The sequence below is a fragment of the Rhodospirillales bacterium genome (assembly GCA_016712595.1).
In the GTDB taxonomy this organism is placed as follows: Bacteria; Pseudomonadota; Alphaproteobacteria; order Rhodospirillales; family Defluviicoccaceae; genus Defluviicoccus.
The window spans coordinates 330,428-346,537 of sequence record JADJQT010000001.1; the positions used below are offsets into that span (position 1 = coordinate 330,428).

Annotated in this window: 16 protein-coding genes; 6 read left to right on the forward strand and 10 right to left on the reverse strand. The window is 62.0% G+C overall.

The window, feature by feature from the left end; translation table 11 throughout:
- The first annotated feature begins 119 nt into the window (after positions 1–119).
- Entirely contained in the window at positions 120–1,112 is a 993-nt protein-coding gene (locus tag IPK66_01475; GenBank protein ID MBK8174002.1) for an AraC family transcriptional regulator, read from the forward strand.
- Positions 1,075–2,280 (forward strand): AraC family transcriptional regulator, encoded by a 1,206-nt coding sequence (locus IPK66_01480; protein MBK8174003.1) that lies wholly within the window; start codon positions 1,075–1,077, stop codon positions 2,278–2,280. Before IPK66_01475 ends, IPK66_01480 begins: the two co-directional genes overlap by 38 nt.
- A gap of 245 nt (positions 2,281–2,525) precedes the next feature.
- Here the strand turns inward: IPK66_01480 and IPK66_01485 are convergent, their stop codons facing one another.
- Positions 2,526–3,284: a DUF4157 domain-containing protein gene (locus tag IPK66_01485; GenBank protein ID MBK8174004.1), complete on the reverse strand. Its 759-nt coding sequence runs from the start codon at positions 3,282–3,284 to the stop codon at positions 2,526–2,528.
- Positions 3,285–3,689: 405 nt separating this feature from the next.
- Here IPK66_01485 and IPK66_01490 point away from each other — a divergent pair, with 405 nt between their 5' ends.
- A complete protein-coding gene (locus IPK66_01490; protein ID MBK8174005.1) occupies positions 3,690–4,133 on the forward strand; it encodes a YccF domain-containing protein in 444 nt (147 codons plus the stop codon).
- A 70-nt stretch (positions 4,134–4,203) separates the two neighbouring features.
- On the opposite strand, the gene IPK66_01495 is transcribed toward IPK66_01490, so the two are convergent.
- The 6 genes from IPK66_01495 to IPK66_01520 all read right to left on the reverse strand — a co-directional run bounded on the left by IPK66_01495 (position 4,204) and on the right by IPK66_01520 (position 9,272).
- Positions 4,204–4,521 carry a hypothetical protein gene (locus IPK66_01495; GenBank protein ID MBK8174006.1) on the reverse strand — a complete coding sequence of 106 codons (318 nt, stop codon included), beginning with the start codon at positions 4,519–4,521 and terminating at the stop codon, positions 4,204–4,206.
- A 236-nt stretch (positions 4,522–4,757) separates the two neighbouring features.
- Positions 4,758–5,603: an iron uptake system protein EfeO gene (gene efeO / locus IPK66_01500; GenBank protein ID MBK8174007.1), complete on the reverse strand. Its 846-nt coding sequence runs from the start codon at positions 5,601–5,603 to the stop codon at positions 4,758–4,760.
- A gap of 30 nt (positions 5,604–5,633) precedes the next feature.
- Positions 5,634–6,938, reverse strand: a complete 1,305-nt coding sequence (gene efeB, locus IPK66_01505; protein MBK8174008.1) for a deferrochelatase/peroxidase EfeB — start codon at positions 6,936–6,938, stop codon at positions 5,634–5,636.
- 44 nt (positions 6,939–6,982) lie between these two features.
- The gene (gene efeO, locus IPK66_01510; GenBank protein ID MBK8174009.1) at positions 6,983–8,185 is read right to left on the reverse strand and encodes an iron uptake system protein EfeO; all 1,203 of its coding nucleotides are present in this window, start codon (positions 8,183–8,185) and stop codon (positions 6,983–6,985) included.
- On the reverse strand, positions 8,182–9,060 hold the full coding sequence (locus IPK66_01515; GenBank protein ID MBK8174010.1) for an FTR1 family protein: 879 nt from the start codon (positions 9,058–9,060) through the stop codon (positions 8,182–8,184). Before IPK66_01515 ends, efeO (IPK66_01510) begins: the two co-directional genes overlap by 4 nt.
- Before the next feature lie 14 nt (positions 9,061–9,074).
- A complete protein-coding gene (locus tag IPK66_01520; GenBank protein MBK8174011.1) occupies positions 9,075–9,272 on the reverse strand; it encodes a hypothetical protein in 198 nt (65 codons plus the stop codon).
- A gap of 789 nt (positions 9,273–10,061) precedes the next feature.
- On the opposite strand from IPK66_01520, the gene glgC reads away from it, so the two are divergent.
- Positions 10,062–11,306 (forward strand): glucose-1-phosphate adenylyltransferase, encoded by a 1,245-nt coding sequence (gene glgC / locus IPK66_01525; GenBank protein MBK8174012.1) that lies wholly within the window; start codon positions 10,062–10,064, stop codon positions 11,304–11,306.
- Positions 11,307–11,324: 18 nt separating this feature from the next.
- Here the strand turns inward: glgC and IPK66_01530 are convergent, their stop codons facing one another.
- On the reverse strand, positions 11,325–12,044 hold the full coding sequence (locus tag IPK66_01530; GenBank protein ID MBK8174013.1) for an LrgB family protein: 720 nt from the start codon (positions 12,042–12,044) through the stop codon (positions 11,325–11,327).
- Complete coding sequence (locus IPK66_01535) at positions 12,041–12,403, reverse strand: CidA/LrgA family protein (protein ID MBK8174014.1); 363 nt, start codon at positions 12,401–12,403, stop codon at positions 12,041–12,043. The genes IPK66_01530 and IPK66_01535 overlap by 4 nt, the downstream gene beginning before the upstream one ends.
- Before the next feature lie 144 nt (positions 12,404–12,547).
- On the opposite strand from IPK66_01535, the gene IPK66_01540 reads away from it, so the two are divergent.
- Entirely contained in the window at positions 12,548–13,579 is a 1,032-nt protein-coding gene (locus tag IPK66_01540) for an aspartate-semialdehyde dehydrogenase (GenBank protein ID MBK8174015.1), read from the forward strand.
- Between the two features lie 620 nt (positions 13,580–14,199).
- Here the strand turns inward: IPK66_01540 and IPK66_01545 are convergent.
- On the reverse strand, positions 14,200–15,069 hold the full coding sequence (locus tag IPK66_01545; GenBank protein MBK8174016.1) for a CoA ester lyase: 870 nt from the start codon (positions 15,067–15,069) through the stop codon (positions 14,200–14,202).
- 95 nt (positions 15,070–15,164) lie between these two features.
- Between IPK66_01545 and pdxY the strand changes: the two genes are divergently transcribed.
- On the forward strand, positions 15,165–16,040 hold the full coding sequence (gene pdxY, locus IPK66_01550) for a pyridoxal kinase PdxY (GenBank protein MBK8174017.1): 876 nt from the start codon (positions 15,165–15,167) through the stop codon (positions 16,038–16,040).
- Positions 16,041–16,110 lie beyond the last annotated feature (70 nt).

A 16,110-nucleotide genomic window follows, 5' to 3' on the forward strand; every position in this document is an offset into this window, starting at 1 on the left:
GGCATTGCTCGATTTGGCGCAAGCCATCTGTTCATCCCCGGTGACCTTGACTAAGATGCGTCATAATCGGCCAACGCGGTCAACAAGAGCAGCGTTCAGGGCGAACGCGGGCATCAGATATGAGCGACGACTACCTGCTCTCACATTCCCGACTGGTCACGCGGGACCTGGACGAGGCACGTTCATACATCGCCGGGGCGTGGGAGCGACATACGTCGGAACTCCGCCATGGCCGCACGATCCTGATGGACTGGCGCCAAGCCGACTTCGGTAACTCTTCACTCAGCTTTATCGACAGTGACGGGCCGATTCGGGCCCTGTGTGTCCCTGTCAGCAGATTTTATACCTTCAGCATGCACGAAAGCGGCGCCGTCGATCACGTCATCGATGGTCAACCAATCACGTCCTCGCCGGAGAGAGCGGTGCTCTACGCGCCGGGGCAGACTTTGTTGATGGACACGCACCGGGTGCGTCGCCTGCGGGTCAGTCTCGGCCAAGACCTCGTTCAATCGGCCTTTGCCCGTCGCCTTGACGGTGGCGTCCCCGATTCGAACAAATGGGCCGCGGGGTTTGCGACCAAAGCTCCAGCCGTCGCGACATTGCGCTCCTTGTGCCAGTGGCTCGCCCGTGAATTCGATCGGCCAATGACGCCGCTGCTGCAAAATCGGGCATGTGCCCTTCGCTTCGAGCGAGTGCTCCTCAGCCTGCTGCTTGACGTGCTCGTGCCACAGGACGTGGCTTCGGCGCGGCGCTCTGAAGACCTCGACGCGGCGCAACTCCGGCGGGTCGAGGAATGGCTCGACTCGCACTGCGCCGACGCAATTACCGTCGATGATCTGGCGGTCATCGCCGGGGTAAGCGTGCGCGCCCTGCGACGAGGGTTCCAACGACTTCGCGGCTGCACGCCATCGGAAGCCATCCAGCGCCGCAGGCTCGATCATGTTCGGCATGCGCTTCGTGGCGGCGGGCCGGAGGTCAACGTCACGCGCGCGGCAATGGATGCGGGCTTTTTCCATCTCGGCCGCTTTGCCATGCGGTACTCGCAGGTTTTCGGCGAGAAGCCATCTGATACGCTTGCGCGACATCGGCGTCGGCCGAGGGACCCTCGGTGATTCTCCTTCTGTCCGGCATGCGGCGCAGATGAGCGGTCATCTTCTCAACACGCATTGCAAGATGGTCACCAACGACCTCGACGAGGCGCGGGAGACTGTTGGTCGGATGTGGGAGAGGCACGAATCGTGGCTGCGGCGTGGGCGGAGCTATTCGCTGCGTTGGCACCTCGCCACGCTCGATCGCACCACGCTCACCTATGGCGATAACGAAACCCCAATTCACGTGAATTGTGGTCCCGTCACCGACACGTTTCATCTGACCTTCCACGAAGCCGGCGGCATCCATCATCGTATCAATGGCCATGAAGCGGTCTCGTCGACGACGAGCGTGGTGTTGCAGGCACCAGGGCAGCAACTGCAGCTCGACATCGAACCGTTCAAAATTTTGCTTCTCAGTTTTGATGGCACCTTTGTGAAAAAGGCCCTGGCGCGTCACGGCTTGCGCCAGATGCCGCCGTTTGAGAGCTGGGCGGCCGCGATTCCTCTCGCCCATCCGGCAATGACGACGCTGCAGAGCCTTTGTCGCTGGATGGGACAGGAGTTGGACGTCGCTGATTCGCACCTCCTTGCCTCGCGCACCGCATTGCAGCATCTGGAGCGCTCGTTGCTCTCGTTGTTCATCGAGTGCTTGGCCGACCTGCGGCCATCCGCCAATAGATGGATCGATGATCTGGCGGCCCAGCAGTTGCAGCGAATCGAGGCGTGGCTCGATTCGCATTTTGCCGAGCCCATAGGAGTTGAAGATCTTGCCGCGATTGGCAACGTCAGTGTGCGGACAGTACAAAATACCTTTCGCCGGCTGCGCGGATGTACACCGATGCAGGCCGTTGCACAGCGTCGAATGGCGAATGCCCGCAATGCTCTGCTGCGTGCCGAAGACACGACCACCGTTACTCAGGTTGCCAGCGACTGCGGGTTTTTTCATTTTGGCCGTTTTTCCGCCAGCTATGCCGAGCGATACGGCGAACGGCCGTCGGAAACACTTTCACGAGCTCGGCGCAGTCATGGAGCTGCACTGGCGGTTGTTCCGGACGCGGCAGCGGCATTATCCAGATTACGAAAAATCGCGAATTGCTCCATAGCGGATAGCGCCGGGCCGTCGCTCGTGGGAACATCTGGCCTGTCGCCGGTATTGCCGGCAACGCGCAAAAGAGCAGAGGTCGGGTGAGACCTGCTCCGTGCGCGATGGCAGAATTGAGGGCTGCCGGGCCGCGCCTAGGGGGGTGAGCGGCACGGCCCGGCTCCTGGAACGGTTGGGTGGTTGCCCCGTGGGGGGTGTAGGGGCATCCCCGTATCCAGGCGTCGACAGGTTGACTGAAGCGGACGCTTTGGTACAGAGAAAAAACAACGCGCGACGCATCTTTCATCATGTTGTGATCGGCGTTGGAAAAAACCGCGCGCCGGACCCCTCACCTAAGGGGTCAGGGACGCAGCCTCCGTGCCATAAACCTTGCCAGTATGCTCCAGCACCCACATCCTGAATCGAGCGGTCTCTTGCCAAGCGTTGTCCTCAACGACTTGGCTGTCCGCGACATAGTGCTTGGCGAATCCTTCGATTCCCCATTGATCGTACTGTTGAACATGCCTGAGCTCGTGCGCCCAGATCGCCGCGTCCTGACTGACTGCAGCATCTCGGAAGACGACAATGTCGCTGAGCGCGATCGCTCGCGTGTCCAGCATATCGAACGCGGTCGATTTCAGCGACCGAGGTGCTGACCAGCCGATTCGATACCGCACCCGGTTGAGCAGGTCGTCAGGAAAGAACCCGCGGAGACTGCGGCGGATTGCTGCGGGCATGGGGGCAACGCCGTCGACAAGCGCCTCACTGCGCCACGCGACGATCTCGCGCGCCAGCAGTGGCGCCCCGAAGGCAACGGACCTTTCCTTGACTTGCGTCCATGCGGACATACCGACACCGGTTAAATCGTCCACCCAGGCGCGCAGGGCGGGGGTGGGATCGCGGGACTGCACCGCGTTGGGGTCCGGTTGTCCTGCCCGCCGTTCGATAGCGTATGGCTCCCGCTCGGACAGGCTTGCGGCCTCCGCGGCAATCGCCGGCAGAATGGCGACGAGGACACACCCCGCCCGCAACCCGATTTCAAGGCGTCTGCCGGCCCACCGCGGTACATAAATGCGGGCCAGCCAGGCGAATATGGCGCTCACGATTTTCAAGACGGACGATACCGTTCCTCGCCGTCCCGCGACTTCGCCGCTCGGAGTGCCCAGCTTTGGCCACGGATAATTTGAAGCGGGCGGCGGCGCCAGCGGGAATCCTTGAGAAGCGCCCATAGATTGGAATCCGGTTAAGCACGCCATAGGTATCATCTGTTCGCGAATTGCCATGTGTTCGCGGGGGGGGGGCGAAATCAATCCTCAGGAGATAGACGTGATGCTGGGCGCCGTGCAGGTCAAGCGCAACGCAGCGGACGATTGCACCGAATCTGCGTGGCTCCGGAAGACGGCACGCTCTTGCCAGGCATCGAGCATCGCGCCCGGGAAAGGCACGCCGCGGACGGTTGGGATGCGATGATCGCAACGGAACGTGAGCGGAGTGGCGCACGAGCGGAGGCGGATTTTATGTCGTTGTTAAGCTTGGTGTTGAACATCTTGTGGGTCGTAACCGGTGGCGTGTGGATGGCGGCGGGCTGGTTCTTGGCGGCGCTGATCATGGCGGTGACGATTATCGGCCTGCCGTGGGCGCGGGCGGCGCTTAATATCGCCGGCTATACACTTCTGCCGTTCGGCCACGTCGCCTTGCCCCGCGACCAACTAACCGGGCGCGAGGACTTCGGCACCGGACCCCTGGGTCTACTCGGCAATCTCATCTGGCTCGTTCTCGCCGGCTGGTGGCTTGCGCTCGGTCACCTCGTCATTGCCATCGGTCTGGCGCTGACGTTGATCGGCATTCCCTTCGCATGGGCACACGCGAAGCTCGCCGTTCTGTCGCTGTGGCCGGTCGGCAAGGTGATCATTACCGTCGACGAGGCGGATCGCCTTCGCCTCGCCACTCGCCGGTCATAACGCGCGGGTCTTGTGCTGTGCCGTTCCGCCAGCGGGCGGCAATGCTACAGGCGGTGCGGCGGATCGCCGGCTAGCGGTAGCGAGTGCTGTTATTCCAGTAGAGATGCTGGTTGTCCGGACCGCCGATCTTTGCGGGATCGAGGTACTGACCGCCGAAATTATTCGGCCGGGTCGCGCCAAACGATATTCCCCGATCCGCTTGACCGGAATTGGACGTCCCACTCGAGTTCGGGTCTGCGAGCCGTTTGTATTGCTCGTCAGGATCGTCGAACTGGGCAGCGTTGCCGGTCCCGTGCTGAAGCGGATCAATCGTGAACGCCTTCGCAGACGGTACGGCAAGCAAGAAAGCGATGGCGAAACTCGCTAAGGGAATCCTGAGACGCTTCATCAAGCCCTCCCGGAATATCCTTCCGGCGTGCACAAGGCGAACCGGAACCAACGATCGCCGCACACAGCCGCAAGCGTCGGTTCCGCATCTTCCCAAAGATGGGATATTCCCATCCTATTGCCAAGAAGATGAATGCACCAGCACTACTCGCACTCGCGGGCAGGGGCAAGTCTCAGTTGAGCGGCGTCGGCATGGACGTGTCAACGGGGGTATGGCCCTTGCTGAGAGCGATGGTCCTAACTGAGGCCGAGTTTGCCGCGCAGGGTTGAAAGGTCCTCGGCGAGCGTGTTGACGGATCCAGCGAGAACCTTGCGATCCGCTTCGGTCAGCTTGTCATAACTGAGGAAACCGTCCGCCGTCTTGTACTTGGCGAGGATTTTTTCGACCGTGGCGAAATTGGCGTCGACTTTCTCGACAAAAGCTTGGTCGTTTTGATCGATCAGCGGACGGAACAGAACGAAAATCTTTTTCGAGCCGTCGAAGTTGGCCTGAAAATCCCACAGGTCGGTGCGACTGTAACGATCCTCCTCGCCGGAAATTTTCGTCGCCGCGACCTCTTCCATGAGAACGGCGGCGCCGCCGACAACTTTCTCCGGCGGGAACGTCAGACCGGCGATTCGTGTTTGCAAATCAAGCACATCAGCCATGAGCTTGTCCGCATAAGGCGCGAGGCCGTCCGTGCTCGAGAGTGCGAACAGGCCGTATTCGATACGATGGAAGCCGGTGAAACCGGGGTCCTTTTCCGCGAGTTCGTGATCATCCGCACGCGAATCCATTGACGAATCAAGATCGTTGAAAAGTTCGGCGATCGGCTCGATCGCTTCGTAATGAACCCGCGTCGGCGCGAACAGCGATTTCGCCTTGTCCAGGTTTCCCGCCTTTACCGCATCGGTGAACGTCCGGGTATCGGCAACCAGGGCCTGCACGTTCTCCGAGACGTAGATTTTATACTCGGCAACCGGTGTGACCAGGTCGAGCGGCGAAACCTCGGCTCGCGCTGCGCTCGAAGCCGCGAGTATCAAGGCGGTGGCGATAATTGTGGTGCGCGATCGCGGGTAATTTTCTCTTCTACGCTGTCTCATCTGCAAAACTCCCGTCTTGTTGTGAGCCCATCATTTCTTGGCAACGGTGTAGCCAGCCGCAGAAAGCAAGCCCCCACCAAGAAAATCATTTTCATTTGCGACCCCAGGAAGGGTAAAGAAGAAGCCACCACCCACAGGCTTTATGTATTCCTCAAGCGGCTCACCATCTAACTGGCGCTGAACAGTAATAAATCCACGCTCTAAGTCAGATTGGTAGGCGATAAAGAGGAGGCCTTGATCGAGTTGTCCCGCTTTTGTCACGCCATTTGAGTAGTTAAATGGGCGCCGCAGGATTAAATGGTCTTGGCTGTCCTTGTTCCGATTATTGGCTAGGCGAATGTGTGCGTCGAGCGGCGTAATTTCACCTTTGAGATCGTTTTCGAAAGCTGGCTCGTCACCTTCGGTGCCGCCGGCAAGGGGGGATCCACTCGCTTTTTGGCGGCCGATGATGCGTTCTTGTTCACCCAGCGGGGTCCGGTCCCAACGTTCGACGAAATTGCGAATGATCCTGACCGCCTGATAGGTGCCACCCGCGCACCAGGCTGGCTCGCCCTGTCCTGCCGCAGTCCAGACGATCCGGTTCATCAGGGCTTCGTCGTTGACGTCCGGGTTGGCTGAGCCGTCGCGGAAGCCAAGGAAATTGCGCGCACTCTCGGGTGGGGAGCCGGGTTTTTCCGGCAGCACGGGCACCGAGCCGTCCTGCATCCAGCGCAGCAGCAGGCTGTCGGGCATCGTCTTCAAGATGTCTCGTAAGGCGTGAATGTTTGCATCGGCTGTGTTGGAACAAATCTGTAACGACAAATCGCCGTGGCAGCGGGATGCATCGAGCGCGTCGTTCTGAAAGCGCATCATGCGCACCAGGTGCGCCGGACGATGGGCGGCGAGGCCGAAGCGGTCGTCGAACATCGACGCGCCAAGCGAAACGGTGACCGCCAGGTTGTCAGGCGCCACCACGGGACCGAGAATGCCCGAGTCCGCCGGGGGGAATCGCGGATCGCGGGCGGGCGGCGTTCCGCCTTGCATCAGAAAAGCGATGCGCCCGCTCAAGGTACGGAAGAGGTCGACAAGTTCATCCGGAGTCGACGCCAACACGTCGAACGCCGCGACCATGCCGGTTTCCGGGCGTGGCGTGAGCACGCCCGCCTGATGCGCGCCGTAAAACGGCTGGCGCTCCAGGGTGCGCTCGCTGATCGGTGCGCGCGCAACGTTACTCCTGCCGGCCGTTTGCTCGCCTGCGGCGCGCGGTTTCCCGGCGTCTGCGATCAGCGCAAGGGCGGTCCCTCCCATGCCGGCAAGCAGTCTGCGGCGATTGAAAGCGGCCGACGCGCAGATCATCTCACCGTCGATGTCAGCGATCGTCATAATGCATGATCTCCCGCTCAGCTCAGACCCAGCGCGGCGTTGAACTTGGCGATTTCATCCGCCAATGCGCGCATCTGATTGGAGAAATCTGTCCGGTCCTCCGCGCTGACCTCGGCGTAGGGCACGAAACCATCGGCGCGGCGAAAGCGATCAAGGGTGGCGGAGGCGGCCTCGAAACGCGCGTCAATATTCGCGGCAAGATCCTTCTCGGCGGTTGCGGCCAGCGGGCGAAGCAGCCTGGTGATCTTACGGCCGCCCTCGAGATTGGCCGCGAAGTCGGATAGATCGGTGTGGCTGTAGAGGTTCTGCTCGCCCGCGCTCGTCTGCTCGGCGATGCGGGTTACGATCCGCTCCGCCGCCCCCGCCAAGACATCCGGCGCGACCTGAAGCGTACGCACACGCTGGCGCAGAGCGCTCACATCCGCCTGGAGCTTATCAGCGAACGAGGCCAGCCCTTCGGTGCTGCCGATGGCGAACAGCCCGTATTCGAGGCGATGAAAGCCGGTAAACGCGGGATCTTGCTCGCGTTTTTCGAAATCAGCGGCGCGCGCGTCGATCGCGCTATCAAGATCGGCGAAGCGTTCGGCCATCGGCTCGATCCGCTTGTAAGCCGTGCGCGTCGGCGCGTAGAGAGCTTGAGCCCCTGCCAAATCGCCCGCCTTAATCGCCGCAACGAAGGCGTCGGTGGCCTGAACAAGCGTCGAGGCTTCAAGGGCGAGGTATACCTTATATTCGGCGAGCGGACCGACGAACGCCACCGGGGATGGGGCAGCCGCCGCTTCCTCGGCTGCCTGCGTCGAGGGCGTAACGCGCAAGCGGCCGCGCGGATTGCTGAGCAAGCCACAGGTAATCGCGTACTCGCCCGGCGAGAGTTTCGCCGTGAGCGCCTGCTTGAAACCGGGCGCGATATTTTCGCGCTCCTCGACCACCATGACGCCATCGAGGATTTCCCACTCCACGGCGCGGTCGGAGGCGTTGGTGATCTGAAACGTCCTGCGCCCTGCCGGAACGACGAGGTCGTTGGGTTCGCAGGCCCGCGCGGTAATCGTTACCAGAACATCCGACTCCGCCGCGTCTGGCGCCGCTTGCCTGGCCGCCTTCGAGGCGATGTAAAAGGCCGCGCCGCCCGCCAAGACCAGGACGACGGCGCCCGCGACGGCAAGCTTCATCTTGATGCGCGGCGCGGGACCGGAGGTGTGCGAAGGGGACACGGATTTCATGCCTTTTCGTGGTTGGTTGACGCTGATCGACCGGCAGCCAGAGAAGGCTTCGCCATCGCGTTGCCCGCGGGGGCCAGGAAGGCCGCCAGCGTCGTTGCAAGGAACGCGACGTACGCGACGACCTCGCCGATTGCGGGCGCGTCGTGGTAGCCGAAGAGACCGGCGAAGACGGTGCCGAGCGGACTATCCGCCGGCAGAACCGAGCGAAGATTAAAGGCGGTCGCCTGCAGGTAATTCCACACTCCCGACTCGTGCAGTGCCCTGAGCGATCCAGCAAGGATACCGGCGGCGACGACGAGCACGAACACGCCGGTCCAGCGGAAAAACCGGCGGAGATCGAGGCGAACGCCACCAGCGTAGATTCCCCACCCGAGAACCACGGCGGTGGCGATGCCGAGCAGCGCGCCCATCGGTGCCGCCGGCCCCGAACTCTGCTGGAAGACGGCGAGCAGAAAGAAGATCGATTCCAGCCCTTCGCGCGCGACGGCGAAAAAGACCATCCCGACAAGTGCCCATCCCTGTCCGGCAGGGTGGCCTTCGGCACCTGCAAGCGCGGCGTCAATCGAGGCATGCAGCCCAGCTTTGATCGAACGCCCGATCCTTCGCATCCAAAAAACCATCGACGTGAGCACGACCACGGCGACGATCCCGACAATCGCTTCGAAGAACTCCTGTGCTTTCTGCGGAAATTCGGCGCTGGCGAACTGCAGTACGGCTCCGGCGAACAACGACGTCGCCACAGCGAGCAGGATCCCCAGCCACACGGCGGGCATCCACGCGACGCGGCCGGTCTGCTTGAGATAGCTGGCGATGATACCAACGATAAGCGCGGCCTCGATGCCTTCACGCAACATGATCAGGAATGGGACCAACATCGAAGGACCTTCTCTCAATCGTTGTTTTGATCGGGCATGGTTTCGATCGGGCGACGGGCACCGCCCTGGGCTTTACGCGACCAAAACGCGCGATCCTGCGAGCCGTCAAACCGGCAGCCCGTTCGCCCCTTCACGCGAGAAGCATCGTGAGTCACCCCGGCCGTTGCGAGCACGACGCGGGATCTCGTCACCACCGCCAGCATCACCGCCATCGGGGGCGGCGGATCGCGCGCGGAGGGGAGGCACGAGCAGAGGAAGGTTGATGCCGCCTGGGTGCTTTCGCCTTCCGCGCGTGCGCCGCGAAGGATCGAGCGATGCGGGCGAAGGTGGACACCAGTGTCCTGGGATCGAGGGCGCGCCAAAACATCATGGATCGAGGCCTTTTTGCATCGCCGTTTTGATCAAGGGCCCACAGCTGAGGTGGACCGCTGTCATGAGGGGCGAGCAGGTGCGCGACGCCGGTGATCTCATCGACCGAAGAAGACGGCTTTCCGCCGGGCTGAGAACACCAAGTTCGGTCTGTTTCACAGGCTGATGTCCACGTCGAGCCACATAACTAATAGTAATTCGCATTTGCATTTGACTCATAGTCAGCGGCACTCGCGCCGTCAAGCGGGAATCACTTGCGGGAAAAGCGCGAGGAAATGTCGTTTGACGGCGCGCCCGCGATGTCGGTGATCGCCTGCCCCGGACGCGATCCTCCAGACCGGTTTCCTTCCGATCCGAAGAGCCGGCCCGCCTGCACGAATGGGCGCTATCCCGCCGCCACGAGGTGAGGACGGCCCATAAAGGCAAAATCAAAGGCCAGGGACTGGCAACGAAGCCGCGAGTTTTGCCCCGCGAGGATCGGCTCACATCTCCGGCATAGGGATGGTGCGGAAGTAATCTTCGCGATCATCATCGCCACATCCGCTCGACGAGCCACATTCGGGAATTTCACGCAACCTTCCGCTCGCCTCGGCGTTGTTGGTCGCTGAGTGCATGGGCAACGGAGGGCCGCAATGAATCTCAGGGCTCTGGCATTTGTCCTTGCCGGCGGCAAGGGAACTCGCCTGGCACCACTTACGGACGATCGCGCGAAACCAGCGGTTTCGTTTGCCGGTAAATATCGAATTGTCGATTTCGTGCTCAGCAACCTTGTTAACAGCGGCATTTCCTCGATCTATGTTCTCGTGCAGTTCAAGAGCCAGTCGCTGCTGTTGCACCTCAAGGAAGGTTGGCAATTTGCCAATATCCTTGGCTCGCAGTTCATTATCCCGGTTCCGGCGCAAATGCGTGCCGCCGGCGAGACATGGTACCGGGGTACCGCCGATGCGATCTGGCAGAATGTGAATTTGATCGAGCAATCGAAGCCGGACGTCGTTGTCGTCTTTGGCGCCGATCACGTCTATCGGATGAATGTGCTCGATATGATCGCTTTTCATCGCCACAGGTCTGCGGACGTTACCGTTGCGACCATGCCGTCGGACCGTAGTCTTGCCGGCGAGTTCGGCGTCGTCGAAAGCATGACGGACGGCCGGATCGTTCGCTTTATCGAAAAGGACCCGCAGGCACCGACGATGCCGGGCGAGCCGGACAAGGTGCTTGCATCGATGGGCAATTATGTGTTCTCGACGGATGCGTTGCTCCGCATGCTGCACGAAGACGCGCACAATCCCGGCAGCTCGCACGACTTCGGGCACGACATTCTGCCGCCCCGGCTCGAGAGCGAGCGGGTGTTCGCCTACGATTTTCGAACAAACCGCATTCCGGCCGAAGCCAACGACGTAGCCTACTGGCGAGACGTCGGCACCATTGACGCGTACTTCGAGGCAAACATGGAAATTCGCTCGACCCGACCGCCGCTCAATCTCCACAACCGCCGCTGGCCGCTGCGGACGGCGAGCTATCCCGACCCGCCCGCCCGGTTCGAATCCTTCGACGGCAGCCCGGGAGCCGCCCACAACTCGCTGATATCTGGCGGAAGCATCATTGCCGGCCAAGTGCGGGATTCGGTGGTTGGGCGCAATGTGCACGTGCACGCCGGTGCGGTGCTTGAGGAGTGCGTCGTGCTCGATAATTGCGAGATCGGCGCAGGCGCGCACCTTCGCCGCACGATCCTCGACAAGAACGTGCGGCTGCCAGCTGGCGAGCGGATCGGGCTCGACATCGAACGCGACCGGCGACGCTATCATGTCAGCGACAAAGGCATCGTCGTCGTACCGGGCGCGCGCTCGCCGGTCGAAGTCGGGATAATCGGCATCTGAAATGCTGGTCGCGCGCGGCTACGAGAACAAGACCCACGCCAGGGGAAGGACCACCGCCGTAACGAACCCATTCAGGCCCATCGCCAGACCGGCGAAACCACCTGCCTCGTCGCTGATTTGAAACGCCCGGGCCGTTCCCAAGCCGTGGCAGGTGAGGCCGAGAGCAAAGCCCACAGCGTGCGGATCGTGCACCCTCAGGACGCGCAGCACCGTGGTGCCGAGCACGGCGCCGACAACGCCGGTGATGATCACGGCTACCGCGGTAACCGTCGGCAGGCCGTTCAGCTCGGCGGAAACCGCCATGGCGATCGGTGTCGTCACCGACTTCGGTGCGAGCGAGGCGAGCATCTCCGGCGTCGCGCCAAGCAGCCAAGCGATGCCGATGGCGCTCGTCACCGCGGTGAACGAGCCGGCGAACAGGGCTACGATTACCGCCGCCCATGAACGACGGACGTGGTGGAACTGCCGCCACAACGGCACGGCGAGCGCCACCGTCGCCGGCCCCAACAAGAAGTGGACGAACTGCGCGCCATCGAAATACCTCTGATAAGAGGTGCCGGTCGCCGTCAACAGCAGCGCGATGAGGATCACGGCGATGAGCACCGGATTGACCAGCGCCCTTCGCCCGGCGGCATGGTTGATCACGACGCCGGCCTCGTAAGCGACGAGTGTCAGCGCAAGCCACGTCAGCGGTGTCGCGGCGAGGTAGATCCAGATCCCCTGACCGGCCGTGCTCATTGCGCGTCGCCCCTTTCCACGCCGGCCCGGGCGAGCGCACGGTAAACCTGCGACGTTACGGCAATGGCCAGCAATGTCGAGACAAGAAGCGAGACGGTCAGCGGCAACCACTGATCGGCGATGAATTGAACGTGTGTCATCACCCCCACGCCCGCCGGCACGAACAAGAGCGAGAGGTGACGCAAGATCCCGGACGAAACAGCTTCGAGGCCGGGCGGTGCTTCGCCGCGCAAGGCAACGCCGCAGAACAAGAGCACCATGCCGATAACCGGTCCGGAGACGGGGAGCGACAGGCCGCGCGACGCAATCTCGCCGGCGAGCTGACAAATCAGCAGGAGGGTGAAGAAACGAAGCTGCATAAACGGGCTCTCCTTGGTATCCCGATACGGGCATAATGCCTTACGATGGCGTCAGGTGGCGTCCTTGCAATCGAAACTACGCGGGCGTACCTCTGCCGAGAAGCGGCGCGCGATCTTCTCGCATCGGTTTCAGGAGGTTTAAGTATGGGTTACAAGGTGGCGGTGGTCGGAGCCACCGGCAACGTCGGACGTGAGATGCTGCAGACGCTGGCCGACCGAGAATTCCCCGCGGACGACGTCGTGGCGCTTGCCTCCGAACGATCTGTTGGTCGAGAGGTCTCCTTCGGCGAGGACGATGTGCTGAAGGTGCGCGACCTTGCGACGTTCGATTTTCACGGAACCGACATCGTGCTGTCTTCGCCAGGAGCCAAGGTTTCGGCGGTATTTAGCCCGAAGGCGGCGGCGGCGGGGGCCGTCGTTATCGATAATACCTCGCATTTCCGGATGGAGCCGGACGTTCCGCTAATCGTACCGGAAGTCAATCCGCAGGCGATTGCCGACTATCGCAAGCGTGGCATCATCGCCAATCCGAACTGCTCGACGATCCAGATGGTTGTGGCCTTGAAGCCGCTTCACGATCTTGGGCGCATCCGCCGTGTGGTCGTCTCGACTTATCAGTCAGTCTCGGGTGCGGGCAAGGATGCGATGGACGAGCTGTTCAATCAGACGAGGGGCATCTACGTCAACGAACCGGCGTACAAGCACCAGAAAAAATTCTCCAAGCAGATCGCGTTTAACGTCATCCCGCATATCGACGTATTCCTCGACGACGGCTCGACCAAGGAGGAATGGAAGATGGCGGTCGAGACGCGGAAGATCCTCGATCCCGACATCGCGGTGAACGCGACATGCGTTCGCGTGCCGGTCTTCGTCGGCCATGCGGAGGCCGTCAGCGTCGAGTTCGAGCGCCCCGTGAGCGAGGCGGCCGCACTGGCGGCGCTGAAAGCGGCACCGGGCGTTGTCGTCATCGATCATCGCGCGGAGGAGGGTTACGTGACGCCGCAGGAGTGCGTTGGTGAAGACGCGGTGTTCGTCAGCCGGTTGCGAAACGATCCGACCGTCGCTCATGGTCTGAGCTTCTGGTGCGTCGCCGACAACCTGCGCAAGGGCGCCGCGCTCAACGCCGTGCAGATCGCCGAGGAACTTGTCCGCGAACATATGCGCAAGGCAGCATAAAACCCGCCCCGGCGGCATCGCGATTACCTCGGACGCGATCCAAGGCGCCTGCCAGCCGGGGCGACGAGCCGCTTGGCTCCGCCGATGGCGCATAATGTCGCAATTAGGATGAGGCCAAAACGCGCCGCACATTTATGCGGCAACGAATGTGATCTAAATTACAGAACGCTCACAGGAAAGCCCTTATTGTTCCCGCAGCTGGGGAATAAAACGGTGTGCGTTTCCTGAGACTAGCGCAAGCAATTGCGCAATATCGGAAAATGGATCCTGCTAATACGACGTCACTGGCTGTCGCTGGAGGTAAACGTGAGTTTGCCGGGGGGGGTCCCAGCGAAGCGCGCGGCGGGCGGGGCTGTGGCTCCGCCCGCTTGCTCTTGCGCGAAATCCCGCTGATTTCGTCGATCGGGATTTGGTCGCCCAGGCGAAAGTCCCGGGACAGCCGCGTTTCCGGCGGATTTGCAGCGCGATAATCACGGACATCCCGCTCGGCGAAAGGCCGCTCGGCAGGCGGCCGATGCACTCCCTTTAAAAAACGCGAAAAGCGGGCCAGGCCGCGGAGAGCGGCCCGGCCATCAGGATTGCGCCTTACTCAACCGTAACCCTGTTACACGCAGCGACGATTACATTGTCTCGATCGCTTCTGCCATGGCGACAAGCCGGCGGGCGCTTTCGACGTGGAGGTTCTCGATCAGTTTGCCATCGACAACAACAACGCCTTCGCCACGCGCGGCGGCGGCGGCATGGGCTTCAATGATCTTGCGTGACCATTCGACGTCCTCCGCTCGCGGCGTGAAGACCTGATTGCACATCGCCACCTGGTTGGGATGAATCAGTGTTTTGCCGTCGAATCCCATCTCTGCGCCTTGAAGACAGGCAAATTCAAACCCGGCATCGTCCTTCAGATCGAGGAACACGCCGTCAAGAATACCAAGACCGTAGGCGCGGGCGGCAAGCAGGCTCATCCCGAGCGAGGTGATGAACGGCAGACGTTCGCGCGTATGCGCGCAATCGAGCTCCTTGGCGAGATCGGAAGTGCCCATCACCAGGCACTGCATACGCGGAGTCGAGCCGGCGATCGCCTCGCAGGCGAGCACGCTGCGCGGTGTTTCCATCATCGCCCAGATCGCCATCTCCTCCGGTGCTCCGTTCGCCAGCATGATCGATTCGAGGTGACGAATCGCGTCTGCGCTTTCCACTTTCGGCAACAAGATGGCATGGGCACCGGAACGCGAGGCGGCGGCGGTGTCCGCGTAGCCCCAGGGCGTCGCCAAGCCGTTCACGCGAATGATCAATTCGCGCATCCCATATCCGCCGCCCTTCACCGCATCGCAAACTTGATCACGCGCTTGCTTCTTGGCGTCCGGAGCCACTGCGTCCTCAAGGTCGAGGATTAGGCCGTCCGCAGCAATATTCTTGGCTTTTTCAAGCGCCCGGGCGTTCGAGCCGGGCATATAAAGGACACTACGTCGGGGGCGAGCGGTCTTCGGCATGGGGGTCCCTCTCCGGAAAACTAATTTTCGCAATTGCGAAATAAGTACCCTCGCCTGATGGTCGGTGGCAAGCTGCGCGAGGCCGAATTTCGTGGGTGATGGTCTTAGCTGTGGCGATCCTCTCGTTCCAGTCCCGCGTCGTCTACGGACACGTCGGCAACGCGGCTGCCGAGTTCGTCTTGCGGCGCGTCGGCCGGAACGTCTGGCCAATTGATACGGTGACGTTCAGCCATCATCCGGGTTATGGCGCCGTCCATGGTCCGGTGCGCGGTGCCACGGAATTGGCGGATCTGATCGAAGGGCTGGCGGGCGTGGGGGTGCTCGCCGGCTGCGCAGCGGTTCTCTCCGGTTATCTTGGAGCGCGGGCGAACGGTAACGTCGTTCTCGATGCCGTCCAGCGGGTGCGTGCTCTGCGGGCGGATGCGCTTTTTTGCTGCGATCCGGTGATGGGAGACCGCGACACCGGCGTTTATGTCGAGGACTCGCTCATCGCTTTTTTTCGCGACGTGGCCGTTCCATGCGCCGATATCGTTACTCCCAACCATTTCGAGCTGGAACTCCTCGTCGAACGGCCGTTGCCCGCGCTCGCGGACGTCATGCGGGCAGCCGAGGACGTTCGCGCGCGCGGCCCCGCCTGCATCGCCGTCTCATCGATCATGACCCCGTGCGATGCGCAGGCCCGGCCGGCGAGAATTGGCGCCCTCATCGCTACCGACGAGGGGGCCTGGCTGGCGATGACCCGCCTCCTGGCGCATCCCGCACGCGGCGCCGGCGATGTCTTCACCGCGCTTCTCCTCGCTCGCCTGCTCGCCGGCGATCACCCCGCCGAAGCGCTGCAGTGGGCTGTCTCCTCAGTATTCAGCCTGGTCGAGACCACGGCTCTTGCTGGTTCACGCGAACTGCTTCTCGTCGCAGCGCAGGACGCTCTGGCCAAACCACGTCGCGCTGCGGCGATCGAGCGCCTGCGCTAGGAGAAGCGACGGGACAACCACCGTTGCGTTCTCTTGCTGCGCATCTCCGTATAAATTGAAGGGCTTTAAC